The following is a 17,580-nucleotide window of genomic DNA, read 5'->3' on the forward strand; positions in this document are numbered from 1 at the left end:
GCCCGCTACGGCAGGACGCTGGAGACGTCGAGCGGCTGCTCCGACGTCGGCTTGCCCTTCTCGTCGAGGGTCTGCACGAGCCCGCCGGTGGAGCAGACCGCGGGGGTGATGGAGACCTGCTTGCCGTCGCACTGGAACGTCGCGGTGCCACCGAGGGGCAGTTTGGTCTTCGGCATCGTCGCGAGCGCCTTCTCGACCCCGGCGGAGGTGACCGGCGCGGTCAGCCCGGCCATCGCCCGACTGAAGCCGAGCGTGACCACCCAGCCGCCGGCGGTGAGGCTCTTGGCGGTCGGGTCGGTGTCGGGCTGGTACTTCTTCATCGCCGCCAGGTACAGCTTGTACTCCGGGTCGGCGACGTTCGTCGTCTGACCGCTGACGACCTTCATCCCGTCGTAGCCGCCGGGGATGCCGGCGGCCGCCCCCGGACTGACGCACTGCGACTGCAGGACGATGCTGCCCGAGTAGCCCAGCGTCTTGAGCGCCTTGAGCACGCCGGTGCAGAACGTCGGGTCGCCGACGAGGTTCACCTGCTCCGGCTTGCCGGCGAGCACGGTCTGCACCTGCGGCGTCGCGTCCGCGGTGCCCGGCGGGATCGGCTGGATCGTCAGGCCGACGTTCGCCTTGGCGTAGAAGATCTTGTCCAGCGAGTTCACCGGGCCGGTCGCGCCCGGTACGTCGAGCACGAAGATCGCAGCCTTCTTCGCCCCGGCGTCCTTCGCGACCTGGGCGGGCCCGGCCAGCGCCGCGGTCAGCGGGCTGACCAGGATGTAGGCGCCGGACTTGGCGCCCAGCGTGGACTCGTCACCGTTGATGTCGAGCACCAGCGGGACCTTGGCCGCGCTGAGCACCTTGAAGACCGGGGTGACGTTGCCGGAGTTGTTCATCAGCACGACCGGGACCTTGGCGGCGGTCATCTGGTTGGCGCAGTCGGTGGCGCCCGCGGGCGTCTGCTTGGTGTTGCAGACCGTCAGCGACAGCCGGTGGCCGGCGACCCCGCCCTGGTAGTCGTTGACGTAGGAGGTCGCGGCCTGCGCCGCGGCCACCTCGGTCGAGTTGTCCAGCGTCGTGCCCGAGCCGTCGGTGATGAAGCCGATTTTTAACTCGTCGCCGGTGGCGGGCTTCGACGGCCCCAACGACTGCGCGGCGGCCGAGTCGGTCGAGCCCGGGCTGGACCCGCCGCTCGAACCGCCGCTCGAGCCGCACGCTGCCGCGCTGACCATCAGTGCCGCCGACATCCCGAGCGCACAAACGCCCCGCTGTCGCCATCGAGTGCGCGGTCGCATCCGAACGTCCTCCCCACCTGTGCGTGCTGCGCGGATGGTCCCGCGCACCGGGCAGCACACAGGTCCGGCGCGCCAGCGGAATATAGCTTAAGGATACGACTGAGGTAAATCAGCAAGAGGGAGATGGGCGCGCCGGCCCCGCCTGCCGTCGAACTCGACCCCCACCGGCGCAGGCCGCAACGATCCGGCCACAAGGCGATACTTGATCGTGGGGCGACGACCCAGTCACGGGGCGCGGCGGAGGAGCGCGGCGGCTGCGGGGCGTCCGCACCAAACCCGCAGGTCAGCGGCCCGACGCCGGAAATCTGACACCGAGTGCACGAACTGATGTAACGTCGGTTACAGCCGTATAGGAGGAGAAGCCATGCCGCTGCGGGACAGTCACCAGATCGTGTCCGTCGACGACCACCTCGTGGAACACCCCCGGGTCTGGCTTGATCGACTCCCCTCGAAGTTCGACGGTCGCACACCGCGGATCGAGGAACAGGGCGGCAAGCACGTCTGGGTCTACGACGGCGTCGTGTTCCCCACGATCGGCCTCAACGCCGTCGCCGGGCGCGAGCCGCGGGACTGGGGGGTGGACCCCATGCGCTTCGAGGAGATGATCCCCGGCTGCTACGACCCGGTGGCGCGGCTGAAGGACATGGACGTCGACGGCGTCCATGCCGCCCTGTGCTTCCCGTCGTTCCCCGGCTTCGCCGGCGGGGTGTTCCACCGGGCGCAGGACAAGGAGCTGGCGCTCGCCTGCATTCAGGCCTGGAACGACTTCATGGTCGACGAGTGGTGCGCCGCCGCCCCCGACCGCTACATCCCGCTCGCGCTGCTGCCGGTGTGGGACGTCGCGGCCTGCGTCGCCGAGGTCGAGCGGACGGCGGCCAAGGGCGCGCGCACGGTGTCCTTCCCGGACAGCCCCGTCCCGCTGGGCCTGCCCTCCTTCCACAGCAACCACTGGGAACCGCTGTGGGACGTCTGCGAGGCGACCGACGTCTCGGTCTCGCTGCACTTCGGGTCCGGTTCCTTCGTGCCCGGGTTCTCCTTCGCGGCGGCCAAGCCCGTCCCCGGCGGGTTGACCGCGCCGGACGCGCCGTTCGCCGTCGCGATCGCCTCGTTCGCCACCAACCTGATGTGGACCACCATCGACCTGCTGTTCTCCGGTGTCCTGCAGCGCCACCCCAAGCTGCAGTTCGCGCTGTCCGAGGGCGGCATCGGCTGGCTGCCCTACATCCTGGAGCGCACCGACCAGACCTGGGAGAAGCACCGCTGGTACCAGAAGGACATCGACTTCGACACCCGGCCGTCCGACCTGTTCCGCAAGCACTTCTGGGGCTGCTTCATCGAGGACAAGAGCGGCCTGCGCAACCGGCACGAGATCGGCATCGACCGGATCATGCTCGAGATCGACTACCCGCACTCCGACTCGACCTGGCCCAACAGCCGTAAGATCGCCGCCGACCTCATGAAGGACATCCCCGACGACGAGGTCGCGAAGATCGTCGAGGACAACGCGCGCACCCTGTACCGCTTCCCGCGTTCCTGACGGCCCGCACGCCGACGGCCCCCGTCTCCCCTCCTGGAAGACCCGGAGTGGGAGACGGGGGCCGCGGTGCGTCGAGGGCGGCCAGCCGGCCGCTCAGGCCAGCCGCTCTGGTCAGGCCAGCCGCTCTGGTCAGGCCAGCCGCTCTGGTCAGGCCAGCCGCTCGGTCCGGTTGCGGAACAGCTTCGCGGAGCCGACGCCGACGAAGGCCGGGCGCGGTTCCACCTGTGGGACCGCGGCCAGCGCCCGCAGCACCACCGCGGAGTAGGGGGCCTGGTCGTCGGTGGGCGTGGCGAACTCGACCCGCCCCACCCCGCTCCAGCCCTGCTCGAACGACGTCGAGCCGTGGATGAGCGTCGGGTAGTCGGCGTCCGGGGCATCGCGGCCGGGGATCGACTTCCAGCCGAAGATCTCCGAGTCCACCGACGCCCGGTTGACCCGGGCGAGCCGGTCGGCCGGCAGCGGGCGCAGCTCGCCGATCTCGCCGCGCAGCAGCAGCGAGCCGTACTCGCGGCAGTCCCACGCGGCCGTGTCACCGTCGCGGGTGAGGCCGGAGACGTCGCCATAGATCTTCGGGTTGCCGTGCAGCTCCCGCCCCGCGATGATCGGCATCGTGTTGTTCTCCCAGATGACCACCGGGCACGACCGGGTCAGTGGGCCGCCGGCGGTCTCCAGCACCGCCGTCACCGCCACGTTGACGAGGTTGTAGCCCCGCCCCCGCATGTAGTCGACGTTGTCGAGCTGCTGGTAGGTGACGCTGAGCACCGGGCGTTCGGCCGGCTCGAAGCAGGGCGGCAGGAGGTGGGCGGCCGCCGCCGGCGTGGTGACGAAGGAGACCACCACCGTCGACTGCCGTTCGACCTCGGTCACGGGGGGCAGGATCGTCGGCCCGAACCGGAGCCGGTCACCGATCTGCGTGGGCACGCTGTTCTCCTAACTCCGGGAATCCAGACTGCCGGGGAATCCGGACTGCCGGTGAGTCTCCGGACTGCCGGTGAGTCTCCGGACTGCCGCGGTCAGAGGATGGCCGACTTCTCCTTCAGGGTGATGATCTGCTCCCAGTCGAGGCCGAGTTCGAGCAGGATCTCCTCGGTGTGCTCGCCGTGTTCTGGCGCGGGGCTCAGCGCCGGCACCCGGTCGTCGTACTGCACCGGGGTCGAGGCCAGGGCGTAGCTGATCCCGGCGGCGTTGGTCACCTCGGTGACGTAGCCGTTGGCCTGTACCTGCGGGTCGTCGTGCAGCTCCAGCGGGGACTTCACCACCGACCAGACGCCCTCGATCTTGCTGAACCGCTCCTCCCAGTGGGCCAGCGGGTGGGCCGCGAACGCCTCCCGGATCGTCGCGATGCACTCCCGGCGGTTGTCGAAGCGGGACTTCGCGTCGACGTAGCGGGGGTCGGCGAGCAGGTCCGGGCGCTCGAGCGCCGTGCAGAACTCCGGCCAGTGCCGGTCGGCCTGCAACAGGGAGAACCACAGGAAGCGGTCGTCGCCGGTCCGGTAGACGTTCGTCAGCGGGTTCGGCATCTCAGAGATGTCGAAGCGCTGCATCGTCGGCTGGCCCAGGATCTTGGAGCCGACGACATCGAGGGACATGCCCCACATGGCCGAGGCGAGCAGGGAGACGTCGACGGTGCTGGCGGTGCCGGTGCGCTCGCGGTGGAACAGCGCGCCGACCACCCCGGCGGCCAGGTTGAACCCGGAGGTGTAGTCGCCGAACGCGGGGCGCATGAACGGCGGGTAGGAGTCCGGCGACGCCAGCGCGTAGGCGATCCCGCCGCGGGCCCAGTAGGAGGCGACGTCGTAGCCGCCCAGGTTGGCGTCGGGGCCGTGCGCGCCCTGCCCGTGGCCGCGGGCGTAGATGATGTCCGGGTTGACCTCCCTGATCTTCTCGACCCCGACGCCGAGGCGCTCACAGGAGTCCGGCAGCAGGTTGGTGAGAAAGACGTCGGCGCCCTCCACCAGCTTGTAGAGCAGGTCGAGCCCGTCCGGGGTCGCGACGTTGAGCCCGATGCTGCGCTTGCCGCGGTTGCACTGCTCGATGAGATGGTTGACCCCGTCGAGGCCGGCGAGCATCCCGGAGGCGATCAGGCCGCGCTGCGGGTCGCCCGTCTCGGGATGCTCGATCTTGATCACGTCGGCACCCCAGTCCGCGAGCACGGCGCCGGCGGCGGGTACGAAGGTCCACGCCGCCAGCTCGACGACCTGGATGCCTTCCATGATGCCTGTCATGTCTCCTCTTCCCCGGCTCGCGACGCGCCCCGGCGTCCGTCGCCGTGGCCAGGCCGCTTCGCCGCGGCTCGTCGCCCGCGCCGGGACGGGAGCCGGCGGTCGCGCCGCTGCGCCGGCCGCGCTACAGCCCCGGTGGCCCCGATTTCCGTTGGATAATTAGCCTAATTAGTTCGCCGACCGAAGACAAGCGCGCACCCACCCGACCCCGCGGGCCGAGCGCTCACCCCGACCCTTACCCCGCGCACCGACCCTTGCCCGCCGGAGCATCGCGAGCACGGACAGTCGCCACTCCCGGGCAAGCTCGCCTCCACCCGCAGGAACGTCATCCCGACCAGGGTCTCGATCATGAGATGACATGATCCTACGCTTCAGTTAGATGAATTGATTCCTCTTTCGATGGACGAGTGGCCGCGTCAGCGTACCCGCTGGTCAGGCGCGTGAACCTCGGTCGACCCCGCAAAGGATCTTCGTGACTCATCCCACAAGATGCGGTAAATTCCTCTAACTCAGTCATAGCTATCCGCGGGCGGCGTCGACCAGTCCCGGCTCCTGCGGTTTCCCGATCGCCCCCGCCTGCCCGCGCCGACTCCCGCAGCCCGCTGCCCGGAGCCGGTGCGCCCCGGCCGACCCGGGGTGCGCGTCGAAAGGACGGACATGGTTCAGCATCTGGTCTTCCTGTGCCTGGGCATCGGGAACGGCTCGGTGTTCGCCGCCCTCGCCCTCGCGCTGGTGGTGACCTACCGCAGCTCGGGGGTCGTCAACTTCGCGACCAGCGGGCTCGCCCTCTACGCGGCCTACACCTACGCCCTGCTGCGCCAGGGCAAGTTCATGATCCTCATCCCCGGGCTGCCGAAGACCGTCGACCTGGGTTCGCAGCTCGGGCTGGCCGCGGCGATGGCCCTCTCCCTGGCGATCACCGGCGTGCTCGGGCTCCTGCTGTACCTGGTCGTGTTCCGGCCGCTGCGGACCGCCCCACCGGTCGCGCGGGCCGTCGCGTCGATCGGCGTGTCGGTGGTCTTCACCGGTCTCACCGCCGCCCGGCTCGGCACGACCCCGCTGTCCGTCGAGCCGATCTACCCGTCCAGGCTCTGGACGCACGGCTCCTTCCGGGTCGCGTCCGACCGCGTCTACTTCGCGCTGACCATCCTGGCCGTGGCGCTGGCGCTGGGCGCGCTGTACCGGTTCACCCGGTTCGGCCTGGCGACACGTGCCGCGGCCGAGACCGAGAAGGGCGCCTACCTCAGCGGCCTCTCGCCCGACCGCATCGCCGCCCTGAACTGGATCATCGGCGCCCTGGTCGCCGGGCTCGCCGGCATCCTCATCGCCCCGATCGTGCCACTGGTTCCCGTGGCCTACACGCTGTTCATCGTGCCGGCGCTCGCCGCGGCCATCCTCGGCCGGTTCCAGTACCTGGTCCCGGCGGTCGTCGGCGGGCTGGCCATCGGCATGCTGCAGTCCGAGACGCAGCACCTGGAGAGCCTGCATCACTGGCTGCCCTCCTCCGGGCTACCCGAGCTGATCCCGCTCGTGCTGATCCTGATCGTGCTGGTCGCCCGCGCCCGCGCGCTGCCGGAACGCGGAGCGGTCATCCTGAGCTCGCTGGGCCGCGCCCCCCGACCGGCGCACATCCGCCTGAACCTGGTGGTCTTCGGTGCCATCGCCGTCATCGGGCTGTTCGTGCTCTCCGGGCAGTGGCTGACCGCGCTCATCACCAGCCTGGTGTTCGGGGTGATCGCGCTGTCGATGGTCGTGGTCACCGGCTACGCCGGCCAGGTCTCGCTCACCCAGCTCCCGCTCGCCGGCGCCGCCGGCTTCCTCGTCGGCCCGCTGACCGACGACTGGCACCTGCCGTTCCCGGTGGCACCGCTCGTCGCGGCCCTGTTCGCGATGGTGCTCGGCGTGGTCATCGGCCTGCCGGCGCTGCGGGTGCGGGGGCTGACGGTCGCGGTGGTGACGTTCGCGCTCGCCTACGCGCTGGAGGCGATCTGGTTCCGCAACAGCGACATCGTGCCCAGCAGCGGCGTCGACGTCCCCAGCCCGTCGCTGTTCGGCTGGGACCTGGGCATCGGCTCGGGACCGTCGTATCCCCGGGTGCGCTTCGGCCTGCTGTGCCTGGTCGTGCTCGCGCTGACCGCGCTCGCCGTGGCCCGGCTGCGCACCAGCCGGCTGGGCTCGCAGATGCTCGCCGTGCGGGCCAACGAGCGCTCGGCGGCCGCGGCCGGCATCAACGTCACCCGCATCAAGATCGTCGCGTTCGCGATCGCCTCGTTCATCGCGGGCATCGGCGGCTGTCTGGTGGGCTACCAGCAGGGCAACATCACCTTCGACCCGGTCAGCGCGTTCTCCGGGCTGGCCCTGTTCACCACCGTGTACATCGCGGGCATCACGTCGGTGTCCGGCGGCGTGCTGGCGGGCTTCCTCGCCGTCGAGGGGCTGTCCTACCTGATCATCGACAAGATCCTCTCCACCGGCCTGTGGTACGACGTGCTCAGCGGCGTCGGTGTCGTCCTCACCGTGGTCGGAAATCCGGAGGGCATCGTCGGGCCGATGCACTCCTACGCCGACCGCCACCGGCGGCGCGGTCTCGGCGAGCCGGCGCTGGGCGCGCAGGCCGCCCCGGTGCCCGCGCAGACGCGCCCGGCCCCGGTGCGTCCGGCCCCGGTGCTCGGGCCCGACGTGCTGACCGTGCGCGGGCTGACCGTCCGTTACGGCGGCGTGGTCGCCGTCGACGATGTCTCGTTCGCCGCGCCCGAGGGGGCGATCGTCGGGCTGATCGGCCCGAACGGCGCCGGCAAGACCACACTGATGGACGCGATCAGCGGCTTCGTCTCCTGCTCCGGCTCGGTGGAGCTCGCCGGCACGCCCGTCGAGCGCCTGGCCCCCCACGAGCGCGTCCGCGCCGGCCTCGGGCGCACCTTCCAGGCCATCGAGCTGTACGAGGACCTCTCCGTCGCGGAGAACGTCAGCGTCGGCACCACCGCCCTACGCGGGCGGGGCGGCGGCGCGCACCGCGACGTCGAGGACACCCTGGCGCTGCTGGGGCTCGCGGGAGTGCGCGACCGGCCCGCCGGCGAGCTGTCCCAGGGCCAGCGCCAGCTCATCTCCATCGCGCGGGCCCTGGCCGGCAACCCGCGGGTCCTGCTGCTCGACGAGCCCGCCGGCGGCCTGGACACGACCGAGAGCCAGTGGCTCGGCGAACGGCTGCGCGACATCCGCGACAGCGGCGTCACCATCCTGCTCATCGACCACGACATGAGCCTGGTCCTCGGCCTGTGCGACCGCATCGAGGTGATCAACTTCGGTTCGGTCATCGCGTCGGGATCACCTGCCGAGATCCGCTCCGACCGCCGCGTCGCGGCGGCCTACCTGGGCAGCACCCACGCGGAGGACGTGCCGGCATGACGACGACCCTGGATTCCCTCGGCCCCGACCCGGCCGGGCCCGACCCGGACGCGGCCGGCGGAACCGCGGTGCTGCGCACCCGCGGCCTAGTCTGCGGCCACGGCCGGGTGCCGGTGGTCCGCGGCCTCGACCTCGACCTCGACCGGGGCTCGGTGCTCGCCGTCCTCGGTCCCAACGGGGCCGGCAAGACGACGCTGATGACGACCCTCGCCGGTCTGCTGCCGCGCCTGGGCGGGGAGGTGTTCGTCGACGGGCAGCCGCTGCCGAACGCCCGCCCGGCCGCGACCAGCCGGGCGGGGATGGTGCTGGTCTCCGACGACCGGGCGCTGTTCACCGGGCTGTCGGTCCGGGAGAACCTCACGATCGCCCGCCGCCGGGGCGGCCCGACCGTCGGCGAGGCGCTGGAGGTGTTCCCGGCCCTGAAGCGGCGCCTGTCGGTCAACGCCGGCGCCCTGTCCGGCGGGGAGCAGCAGATGCTCGCCGTGGCCCGCGCCCTGGTGCAGAACCCGCGGATCCTGCTCGTCGACGAGATGAGCATGGGCCTGGCCCCGGTGATCGTCGAGGAGCTGCTGCCGGTCGTGCGGCGCATCGCCGACGACACCGGCGCCGTCGTCGTGCTCGTCGAGCAGCACGTGCACCTGGCGCTGGAGGTCGCCGACCGGGCGATCGTGCTGGTCCACGGTGACGTCACGCTCAGCGGGGACGCGGCCGCGCTCGCCCGGGACCCGCAGCAGCTCGAGGCCGCCTACCTCGGCACCGTGGAACCCGACCCCGGCTCCCCGGCCCCGGGTACCGCCTGACCCTCGGCGTCGGCCCGGTCCGCCCGCCGCGGACCGGGCCCACCGCCGAGGGGGCGCGGCTCAGCTCATCATCTCCACGACGGTGGTGGCCAGCGGGCCTTCCAGGTAGTGGCGGGTGGCCTCGTCGAGGTGCCGCTGCCACAGCCGGTGGACGAGGTCCGGCCGCCCCCTCTTGATCAGGTCGACCAGGCGCACGTGGCTGCGGTGCACCTCCACGGTCTCCTTGCGGGTCTGCCCCTGGTCCACGTTCAGCGCGTAGCGCCGGCGGGCGGTGCCGACGATGTGGTACATCATGTCGAGCATCACGGCGAGGGTCTGGTTGTCGGCGAGCTCCGCCATCAGCCGGTGGAACTCCTCGTCGTGCACGATGAACGCCGACGGCTCGTCCAGGTGCGCCTCGGCCCTGGCGAGGCACTCCTCGAGCCGGGCGATGTTCTCCGGCGTCGCCGAGGCCGCGACCAGCCGCGCCAGCGGGGCCTCCACCTCCGCCCGGGCCCGGTAGACGTCCGCCATCGTGGTCCCGCGGTACTCCAGCACGTAGCCGACGTAGCGGGCGGCGACGTCGCCGTTGGGGATCTGCACCCGGGCCCCGCCGTGCACGCCGCGCCGCACGGTGATCAGCGATTCCGACTCCAGGATGCGAAACGCCTCGCGCAGCGTCGGACGGCTGACGTGGAACTGTTCCATGAGGGCCGACTCCGAGGGCAGGAGGTGGTCCTCGAGGAGCTCGCCGGTGATGATCTGGCGGCGAATCGTCGCAGCCACGAGCTCAGCCGCCTTGGGTACGCGTATACCGGCGGTCGTCACAGCCGTCATCCCTCGTCTCTGCGGCTCCCCCGGCGCCTGCCCACGAGCGGGGCGCAGCCGCGGCGTCCGGGAGCCGACCTGGGCCAAAATCGTCTAGCGGAATTGTGGATTCTACATCTTTAACGTCAGCACCAACCGCAGCGGAACCCATCCGCACCGGCCCGCGTCGCCGCCCTCCGGCTCCCGGCCCCGGGGGGCCGGCCACCCCGGGGCCGGTCCGGGGACCCGAGCGGCTCGCGACACTCCCGCGCCGCCCGCCCGAGCCGCGCCGGTCGACGCGCGATTCCCCCCGGCTCATTCTAGGGCCTGCGGCCGCGCCACCCCGGAAGGTCGGCGCGATCAAACGGTTAGAAGAATCACAGAATTACACGCTCGAGCCGACTCTCCGTCATCGATGCCCGAGTCTGGCCACGCCAGACACCAGGTCCCACCAGACATCAGGTCCCACCAGACACCGGGTCCCACCCAGGCACCGGGTCCCACCCAGGCACCGGGTCCCACCCGGCCCGGCCGGGAGCCGCGCCCGACCCGCCAAGTCCCCCGGCCCGCAGGCCTCCCGTGCCGGGACAGGCCAAGCCAGGCCGCACCGAGCCAGACCGGGCGGCGCCGGGACCAGCGGGCCACACGGCGAGGCGCCGGTCCGCGCCCGGGCATCCCTCCCCCTACGGCGTCCCCGCCGCGGCATCGGTGGACAGCATCCCAGCAATAAAGTTAGATGAATGAGCTCCGTAAGCTGATGTAGGGATATTGAGCGAGCCGGCGGATGCCGGGTCAGAGGGACGATGTGAAGATCACGGGTCTCGCACTCGCGCTGCTGGACATCCCGGCGCGGTACACCCAGGAGTACAACCGCTGGTACGACCTGGATCACCTGCCCGAGCACGTGGCCAAGGCCGACGTCGTCGCCGGCCGGCGTTACGTGGCGACCCCCGCCACCCGGGCCACGCCCGGGGCGCTGGCGGGCGAGCTCACCCACGGCCACCCGCCCTACGCGACCATGTACCTGTTCGGCGGCCCGCTCGACTTCATGTCCGAGCAGGCGTTCGCCGGCTGGCGCGACACCGACCGCGCGATCACCCGGGCGGGGCGCTTCTGGAGGCACGGCCGCCCGGTCTTCACGAGCTGGTGGCGGCTGACCGCGGCGCACACCCGCCCGTCGATCGACGTCGCGGCCGACGCGGTCCCGCACCTGGCCCACCAGGGCGTCGTCGTCAGCATCGGCCGGGCCGGCCCTGGCGGCCGCCCGGCGGCACTGGACTGGTGGGAGCGCACCCAGCGCGACGACCTGTATGAGCTGCCCGGCCTGCTGGGAACCCTGCAGCTCGAACCGGTGGAGACCGGCGAGCAGGACCTGGTGCTGCACGTCCTGCTGTGCGCGCAGCCCGCGGCCGAGGTCCTCGCCGGGCTCACCGCGGTCCGCGACCGCCAGCGCCTCACCGGCCGCTTCCCCGCCCACGGTGGCGCCCACGAGACGCTCGCGCTGCTGCCCTACGAGCGGATCATCCCACTCCAGTACGACTTCGACATGGGCGAGCCCACCGAGCCCACCGAGACCAGCGAGCCCACCGAGACCACAGAGACCACGCCCGCGGGCCGGCCCTGATGCGCTTCATGGCCGAGTACAACGTCCGCAGCGACCCGGACGCCGGGTGGCTGGACCCGGACAACGTGGCGACGTTCGCGCGGACGCTGGAGGAGGTCGGCTTCGGCGCGCTGGCGTTCACCGACCACCCGGCGCCCAGCGCGAAGTGGCTGGCGGCGGGCGGGCACGAGACGTTCGACCCGTTCGCGGCGCTCACCTTCTGCGCGGCCGTCACCCGACGGATCCGGCTGATGACGCACCTGACGGTCGTCCCGTACCGCAATCCCCTGCTGCAGGCCCGGTCGATGACCACCGTCGACGTGCTCTCCGGCGGGCGGGCGATCTTCGCACTGGGCACCGGCTACCTGCGCTCCGAGTTCGCCGCCCTCGGCGTGGACGCCGACGAGCGCAACGAGCTGTTCGACGAGGCGGTGGAGGTCATGCGCAAGGCGTGGACGCAGGACGTCGTCGAGCACGCCGGCCGGCACTTCCACGCCACCGGGCAGGCCATGCTGCCCCGGCCGGTGCAGCGTCCGCACCCCCCGCTGTGGCTCGGCGGCAACAGCGGGCTCGCGCTCGACCGGGTGGCCCGGTTCGGCCAGGGCTGGGCCGCGCTCGTCGGCTCCCCGCAGCTCGCCCGCAGCGCGCGCACGGCGTCGATCACCTCCACCGCGGAACTCGCCGCCCGCATCCGCGAGCTCGAACGCCGCCTGCACACCCACGGACGCACGCTGGCCGAGATCGACATCCTCGCCCCCACGCCGGCCGGCGTGCTCGCAAACGGGTGGTCGCCGGCGCAACGCCTCGACGAGCTGGCCCGCCTGCGCGACGTCGGGGTGACCTGGGCCGGCGTCGTGCTGCCCGGCGGCGGGTTCGCCGCGGCCATGGACAGCGTCCGGCGCTTCGGCGCCGAGGTCGTGGCCGCCCTGTGACGCCACCTGACGATCATCGGAGGACAACGTGCTGCTAGATCTCGCCGGCACCGGCGCACCGGCCTTCCTCGCCCCCCGGCAGGTGCTGACCGGGGCGGGGTCCGCCGCCACGGCGGGGGCGGCCCTGCGCTCCTGGGGGGTGGCCCCGGGGCGGGTGCTCGTCGTCGCCGACCGGGTCGTGTCCGAGGCAGGGCTGCTCGGCACCGTGGTCGGCGGCCTGGCGGACGCCGGCTTCGGGGTGACGGTGTTCGACGACGTCGCCGGCGAGCCCACCGACACCGTCGTCGCCCGCGCCGCCGACATCGCCCGCGCCCAGGCGGTCACGGCCGTCGTCGGCGTCGGCGGCGGCAGCGCGCTCGACCTCGCCAAGTCCGTCGCCCTGCTCGCGACGAACACGGGCGGGATCGCCGACTGGGTCGGCGTCGTCGAGCCGCCGGTGCCGGTCGCGCCGCTGCTGCTCGTGCCGACGACCACCGGCACCGGCTCGGAGGCGACCCGCATCTCGATGATCACGATCGACGGTGCGAAACGGATCGTGAGCTGCGCCCAGTTCGTCCCGCTCGTCGCCGTTCTCGACGCCGACCTGGTGGCCGACCTCCCCGCGGCGGTGGTCGCCTCCACCGGCATGGACGCGATCGCCCACGGCGTGGAGTCGATGCTGTCGACCACCCGCACCGCGCTGACCCTGGCGGTGGCCACCGAGGCGGTGCGGATCCTCACCGCCAGCCTCGAGTCCGCCGCGCTCGACGGCGACCGGGCCGCCCGGGGTCGCGTGCTCTACGCCTCGCACCTGGCCGGGCTGGCGCTCAACGCGGGCGTCGTGCTCGGGCACAGCCTGGCCTACGTCATCGCCCGGCACGCCCCGATGCCGCACGGGACGAGCTGCGCGCTGGCCCTGCCCTACTGCCTGGCCTACGACCGCGATGTGCCCGAGGCCCTCGCCGCGCACATCGCGCGGACCGTCACCGCCGGCGGGAGCACGCGGCTGCGGGCGGCGGCGGAACGGGTCGACGCCCTCGCGCAGCGACTCGGCCTACCCCGCTCGCTCGACGCCGTCGGCATCCGGGCCGACCTGCTGGCGCAGATGGCCGCGGAGACCGTCCGCGACTTCCCACGCCCCACGAACCCGGTCCCGATGGCGACGGCGCCGGTGCACCGCCTGCTCACCACGATGCACCGCGGCAGCGTCGCCGACGCATGGGAGCTCGACCTCACCCCGGACCCCGACCCGAACCCCACCTCGGATGGAGTGGCCGCGTGACCACGACCAACGATCGTCCCGTCCTCGTCGCCGGCGCCTGGGACGCTGGCGCGCACGGCGCCTGGATCCCCGTGCTCGACCCCGCGGACCTGCGCCACATCGTCGCCCGGGTGCCCGCCCTGGATGGCGCCGACATCGCGCGGACGTACGACGCGGCCGAGGCCGGCGCCCGCGCCTGGCGCGCCGCCGGGGCCCTCGAGCGCGGCACGGTGCTGCTGCGCGCCGCCGGGCTGCTGCGCGACCGGGCCGCCGACATCGCCCACGACCTCGTCCTGGAGATGGGCAAGACCCTCGCCGAGGCCACCGGCGAGGTCGCCAAGGCCGCCGACTTCTTCGAGTACTACGGCAGCCTGGCCCGTGCGCCCCACGGCTACGAGCTGCCCGACGGCCGGCCGGACACCAGCACCGCCGTGCGGTATGAACCCGTCGGGATCGTGCTGGCCATCACCCCGTGGAACGACCCGCTGCTGACCCCGGCCCGCAAGCTGGCCCCGGCGCTCAGCGCCGGCAACGCGGTGGTACTCAAGCCCGCCACCGACACCCCGCTGGTGAGCCTGCACCTCGCCCACGCGCTGCTCGACGCGGGCCTGCCCGCGAACGCGCTGTCCGTGGTGACCGGCCGCGGCCGCGACATCTCCGGGCCGCTGCTCGCCGACCGCCGCCTCGCCGCCGTCACCTTCACCGGCAGCAACGAGGTCGGGCTGGCCATCATGCGCACCGTCGCCGGGCGCAACCTGCGGGTCCAGACCGAGATGGGCGGGAAGAACGCCACCGCGGTGCTGGCCGACGCCGACCTCGACCTCGCCGCCGACACGATCGCCGCCGCCGCCTTCGCCCAGGCCGGGCAGCGCTGCACCGCGACGAGCCGGCTCGTCGTCGACGGCGCGGTCCGCGACGATCTGCTCGCCGCGCTGGGCCGCCGCGTCGCCGCGCTGCGGCTGGGACCAGGCCTCGAGGCGGACACCACCATGGGCCCGGTGGTGAACACCGCGCAGCGCGACTCGGTGCTCGACCACGTCCGCCAGGCCCGCGCCGAGGGCGCGACGCTGCTCGCCGGCGGCGGCACCCCGGCGGACACCGGGCTGAGCCACGGCTGCTTCGTCGAACCCACGATCCTCGGCGACGTGACCCCGGCGATGTCGATCTGGCGCGACGAGGTCTTCGGCCCCGTCCTCGCGGTGCGCACCGTCGACGGCTTCGACGAGGCGGTCGACGCCGTCAACGACTCGGTCTACGGGCTGTCGGCGGCGCTGTTCACCCGGGACCTGAGCGCCGCCCACCTGTTCCTCGACCGGGCCGACGCCGGCCAGGTCGCGGTGAACCTGCCCACCTCCGGCTGGGACGTGCACCATCCCTTCGGCGGCTTCCGCGAGTCCGGCTCGCCGTTCAAGGAGCAGGGCCTCGAGGCGCTGCACTTCTACCGCCGGGCCAAGACCACCGCCATCCGGTTCCGCGGATGACCGCCGTCCCCCACGATCCCGGTCCGCAGGGCGGTCGCGGTACTCCGGCCGTCCCCGCGGCGATGGCCGGCGCGCCGGCATCGCCGGCATCGCCGTCGCCGGCATCGCCGTCGCCGGTGACGCCGTCGCCGGTGACGCCGTCGCCGGTGACGCCCGCCCCGGTGACGGGGGCGCTGGCGGGGCGAACGGTGCTGGTCACCGGCGCCGGACGGGGCCTGGGGCGGGCCATGGCGCTGGGCGTGGCGGGGGCCGGTGCCACGGTCGTCGCGGTGGCCCGCACGGCGGGCGAGCTCGCCGAGACGGCGGCGCTGGCCGACCCGGGCCGCGTCCACGTGCTGCCCTGGGACCTCGCCGCGCCCGACACCGCCGACGACCTCGTCGCCGGCGCGCAACGGCTGGCCGGGCCGCTGCACGGCGTCGTGCACGCCGCCGGGATCCAGCACCGGGCGCCGGCGGCGGACTTTCCCGCCGACGCCTGGCAGCGCATCCTGACGGTCAACCTGAGCGCGCCGTTCTTCCTGAGCACCGCGGTGCACCGGGCGCAGGCGGCCCGGGGCGAGTCCGGCAGTCATGTGTTCATCGGGTCGTTGGCGAGCTCGATCGGGCTGCGCGACGTCGCCGCCTACGCCGCCAGCAAGGCCGGCGTCCTCGGCGTCGTGCGCGCGCTCGCGGTGGAGTGGGCGGCGAGCGGCGCCCGGGTCAACTGCGTCGCCCCCGGCTACATCCGCACCGCGCTGACCGAGGACCTGTTCGCCGACGCCGAGCGCGCCGCCTGGGTCGCCGGACGCATCCCCATGGGCCGCCTCGGTGAGCCCGCGGACCTCGCCGGCGCCGTCGTGTTCCTGCTCGCCGAGGCATCGGCGTACATCACCGGGCAACTGATCAACGTCGATGGAGGGTGGCTCGCCGGATGAGCGTGTCGGAGGATCGCGGCGCCACGGCGCCGAGCACGGCCGCGGGCAGGCCGGCGTCGGGCAGGCCGGCGTCGGGCGTCACGGCGGCAGGCGTCACGGCGTCGGGCGGGCCGGGGACGGTCAGGCGGACGACGTTCGGGGTCGTGGGGGGCGGCATCATCGGGCTGGCCGTGGCCCGCGAGCTCGCGCTGCGCCACCCCGGCGCCGAGGTCGTCGTCGTCGAGAAGGAACCGCGGCTCGCGGCCCACCAGACCGGGCACAACAGCGGCGTCATCCACGCCGGGCTGTACTACCAGCCCGGCTCCCTCAAGGCGACGCTGTGCACCCGCGGCGGCGCCCTGCTGCGGGAGTTCAGCCAGCAGCACGGCATCGACTTCCAGGAGCTCGGCAAGCTCGTCGTCGCCACGAACGACGCCGAGCTCGAACAGCTCGCGGTCATCGAGGACCGCGCCCGGCGCAACCGGGTACCCGACCTGGTGCGGCTCGACCGCGCCGGGATGGCCGAGATCGAGCCGCACATCAGCGGGATCGCCGCGCTGCACTCCCCGCACACCGCGGTCATCGACTACCGGGCGGTGTGCGAGGCACTGGCGGCGGACCTCGCCGCGCGGGGCGGCCGGGTGCTGTTGTCCAGCCCGGTCACCGCCATCCGCGACGAAGGCGACCGGGTCGCCGTCACCGCCGGCGGGCAGACCCTGCGCGTCGACCGGCTCGTCGCCTGCGGCGGGCTGTCCAGCGATGCGCTGGCGGCGATGGTCGACGACCCCGGCGACGTGCGGATCATCCCGTTCCGCGGCGAGTACTACCACCTGCGGGCGGGGCTGCGCGACCGGGTGCGCGGCCTGGTCTACCCGGTGCCGGACCCGCGTTACCCGTTCCTCGGGGTGCACCTGACCCGCGACCTGACCGGCGGCGTCCACGTCGGCCCGAACGCCGTCCTCGCCCTCGCCCTGGAGGGTTACCGCTGGCGCGACGTCAACCCGCGCGACCTCGCCCAGGTGCTGACCTGGCCGGGGATGCGCCGGCTGGCCCACGAGCACTGGCGCAACGGCCTGGCGGAGATGGTCGGCTCGCTGTCCCGGCGCCGCTTCGCCGCCGCGGTGCGCCGCTACCTTCCGGAGGTGCGGGCCGGCGACCTCACCCGGGCGCCGGCCGGAGTGCGGGCGCAGGCCGTGCGCCGCACGGGCGAGCTCGTCGACGACTTCGTGATCCGCACCAGCGGGCGGGTCACCGTGGTGCGCAACGCCCCGTCCCCGGCCGCCACGTCGTCGCTGGCGATCGCCGAGCACATCGTCGGCCAGCTCGCCGTCATCGGAGGCGCCCGCCCCTGACCTGCCGGTGACGGTCCGCTGCCGCCCGGACGCGCGTCTCGCCCCG

13 protein-coding genes are annotated in these 17,580 nt (G+C 73.0%); 9 read left to right on the forward strand and 4 right to left on the reverse strand.

Annotated features, from left to right (window positions below):
• Positions 1 to 5: 5 nt before the first annotated feature.
• Positions 6 to 1,235 (reverse strand): ABC transporter substrate-binding protein, encoded by a 1,230-nt coding sequence (locus FF36_RS11010; RefSeq protein ID WP_242418676.1) that lies wholly within the window; start codon positions 1,233 to 1,235, stop codon positions 6 to 8.
• 412 nt (positions 1,236 to 1,647) lie between these two features.
• Here FF36_RS11010 and FF36_RS11015 point away from each other — a divergent pair, with 412 nt between their 5' ends.
• Positions 1,648 to 2,820: an amidohydrolase family protein gene (locus FF36_RS11015; protein WP_044884936.1), complete on the forward strand. Its 1,173-nt coding sequence runs from the start codon at positions 1,648 to 1,650 to the stop codon at positions 2,818 to 2,820.
• A 147-nt stretch (positions 2,821 to 2,967) separates the two neighbouring features.
• Here the strand turns inward: FF36_RS11015 and FF36_RS11020 are convergent, their stop codons facing one another.
• Together FF36_RS11020 and FF36_RS11025 are read right to left on the reverse strand one after the other, a co-directional pair.
• Positions 2,968 to 3,741, reverse strand: coding sequence for an acetoacetate decarboxylase family protein (locus tag FF36_RS11020; protein ID WP_044884937.1), 774 nt, complete (start codon positions 3,739 to 3,741; stop codon positions 2,968 to 2,970).
• Between the two features lie 92 nt (positions 3,742 to 3,833).
• A complete protein-coding gene (locus FF36_RS11025) occupies positions 3,834 to 5,045 on the reverse strand; it encodes a CaiB/BaiF CoA transferase family protein (RefSeq protein WP_044884938.1) in 1,212 nt (403 codons plus the stop codon).
• Between the two features lie 654 nt (positions 5,046 to 5,699).
• Between FF36_RS11025 and FF36_RS11030 the strand changes: the two genes are divergently transcribed.
• Positions 5,700 to 8,447, forward strand: a complete 2,748-nt coding sequence (locus tag FF36_RS11030; RefSeq protein ID WP_044884939.1) for a branched-chain amino acid ABC transporter permease/ATP-binding protein — start codon at positions 5,700 to 5,702, stop codon at positions 8,445 to 8,447.
• Positions 8,444 to 9,247, forward strand: a complete 804-nt coding sequence (locus FF36_RS11035; RefSeq protein ID WP_044884940.1) for an ABC transporter ATP-binding protein — start codon at positions 8,444 to 8,446, stop codon at positions 9,245 to 9,247. The genes FF36_RS11030 and FF36_RS11035 overlap by 4 nt, the downstream gene beginning before the upstream one ends.
• A 60-nt stretch (positions 9,248 to 9,307) precedes the next feature.
• On the opposite strand, the gene FF36_RS11040 is transcribed toward FF36_RS11035, so the two are convergent.
• Positions 9,308 to 10,012 (reverse strand): FadR/GntR family transcriptional regulator, encoded by a 705-nt coding sequence (locus FF36_RS11040; protein WP_236706212.1) that lies wholly within the window; start codon positions 10,010 to 10,012, stop codon positions 9,308 to 9,310.
• Positions 10,013 to 10,817: 805 nt separating this feature from the next.
• Here FF36_RS11040 and FF36_RS11045 point away from each other — a divergent pair.
• From FF36_RS11045 to lhgO, 6 genes are read left to right on the forward strand one after another with little or no spacing between them, the layout of a single operon-like run.
• The gene (locus FF36_RS11045) at positions 10,818 to 11,657 is read left to right on the forward strand and encodes a hypothetical protein (protein ID WP_242422430.1); all 840 of its coding nucleotides are present in this window, start codon (positions 10,818 to 10,820) and stop codon (positions 11,655 to 11,657) included.
• Positions 11,658 to 11,665: 8 nt separating this feature from the next.
• On the forward strand, positions 11,666 to 12,568 hold the full coding sequence (locus tag FF36_RS11050) for an LLM class F420-dependent oxidoreductase (protein ID WP_242418678.1): 903 nt from the start codon (positions 11,666 to 11,668) through the stop codon (positions 12,566 to 12,568).
• 28 nt (positions 12,569 to 12,596) lie between these two features.
• The gene (locus FF36_RS11055) at positions 12,597 to 13,829 is read left to right on the forward strand and encodes an iron-containing alcohol dehydrogenase (protein WP_044884944.1); all 1,233 of its coding nucleotides are present in this window, start codon (positions 12,597 to 12,599) and stop codon (positions 13,827 to 13,829) included.
• Positions 13,826 to 15,289 (forward strand): aldehyde dehydrogenase family protein, encoded by a 1,464-nt coding sequence (locus tag FF36_RS11060; RefSeq protein WP_044884945.1) that lies wholly within the window; start codon positions 13,826 to 13,828, stop codon positions 15,287 to 15,289. Before FF36_RS11055 ends, FF36_RS11060 begins: the two co-directional genes overlap by 4 nt.
• A complete protein-coding gene (locus FF36_RS11065) occupies positions 15,286 to 16,203 on the forward strand; it encodes an SDR family NAD(P)-dependent oxidoreductase (RefSeq protein WP_242422431.1) in 918 nt (305 codons plus the stop codon). Before FF36_RS11060 ends, FF36_RS11065 begins: the two co-directional genes overlap by 4 nt.
• The gene (lhgO, locus tag FF36_RS11075; protein WP_082121827.1) at positions 16,200 to 17,534 is read left to right on the forward strand and encodes an L-2-hydroxyglutarate oxidase; all 1,335 of its coding nucleotides are present in this window, start codon (positions 16,200 to 16,202) and stop codon (positions 17,532 to 17,534) included. Before FF36_RS11065 ends, lhgO begins: the two co-directional genes overlap by 4 nt.
• The last annotated feature ends 46 nt before the right edge of the window (positions 17,535 to 17,580 follow it).

This window comes from Frankia torreyi, assembly GCF_000948395.1.
Classification (GTDB): Bacteria; Actinomycetota; Actinomycetes; order Frankiales; family Frankiaceae; genus Frankia; species Frankia torreyi.

Bases quoted from the DNA above. Each gene is read 5' to 3' on its own strand.
- FF36_RS11010 (WP_242418676.1), bottom strand. From the start codon at position 1,235: ATGTCGGCGGCACTGATGGTCAGCGCGGCAGCGTGCGGCTCGAGCGGC.
- FF36_RS11015 (WP_044884936.1), top strand. From the start codon at position 1,648: ATGCCGCTGCGGGACAGTCACCAGATCGTGTCCGTCGACGACCACCTC.
- FF36_RS11025 (WP_044884938.1), bottom strand. From the start codon at position 5,045: ATGACAGGCATCATGGAAGGCATCCAGGTCGTCGAGCTGGCGGCGTGG.
- FF36_RS11030 (WP_044884939.1), top strand. From the start codon at position 5,700: ATGGTTCAGCATCTGGTCTTCCTGTGCCTGGGCATCGGGAACGGCTCG.
- FF36_RS11035 (WP_044884940.1), top strand. From the start codon at position 8,444: ATGACGACGACCCTGGATTCCCTCGGCCCCGACCCGGCCGGGCCCGAC.
- FF36_RS11045 (WP_242422430.1), top strand. From the start codon at position 10,818: ATGCCGGGTCAGAGGGACGATGTGAAGATCACGGGTCTCGCACTCGCG.
- FF36_RS11050 (WP_242418678.1), top strand. From the start codon at position 11,666: ATGGCCGAGTACAACGTCCGCAGCGACCCGGACGCCGGGTGGCTGGAC.
- FF36_RS11065 (WP_242422431.1), top strand. From the start codon at position 15,286: ATGACCGCCGTCCCCCACGATCCCGGTCCGCAGGGCGGTCGCGGTACT.
- lhgO (WP_082121827.1), top strand. From the start codon at position 16,200: ATGAGCGTGTCGGAGGATCGCGGCGCCACGGCGCCGAGCACGGCCGCG.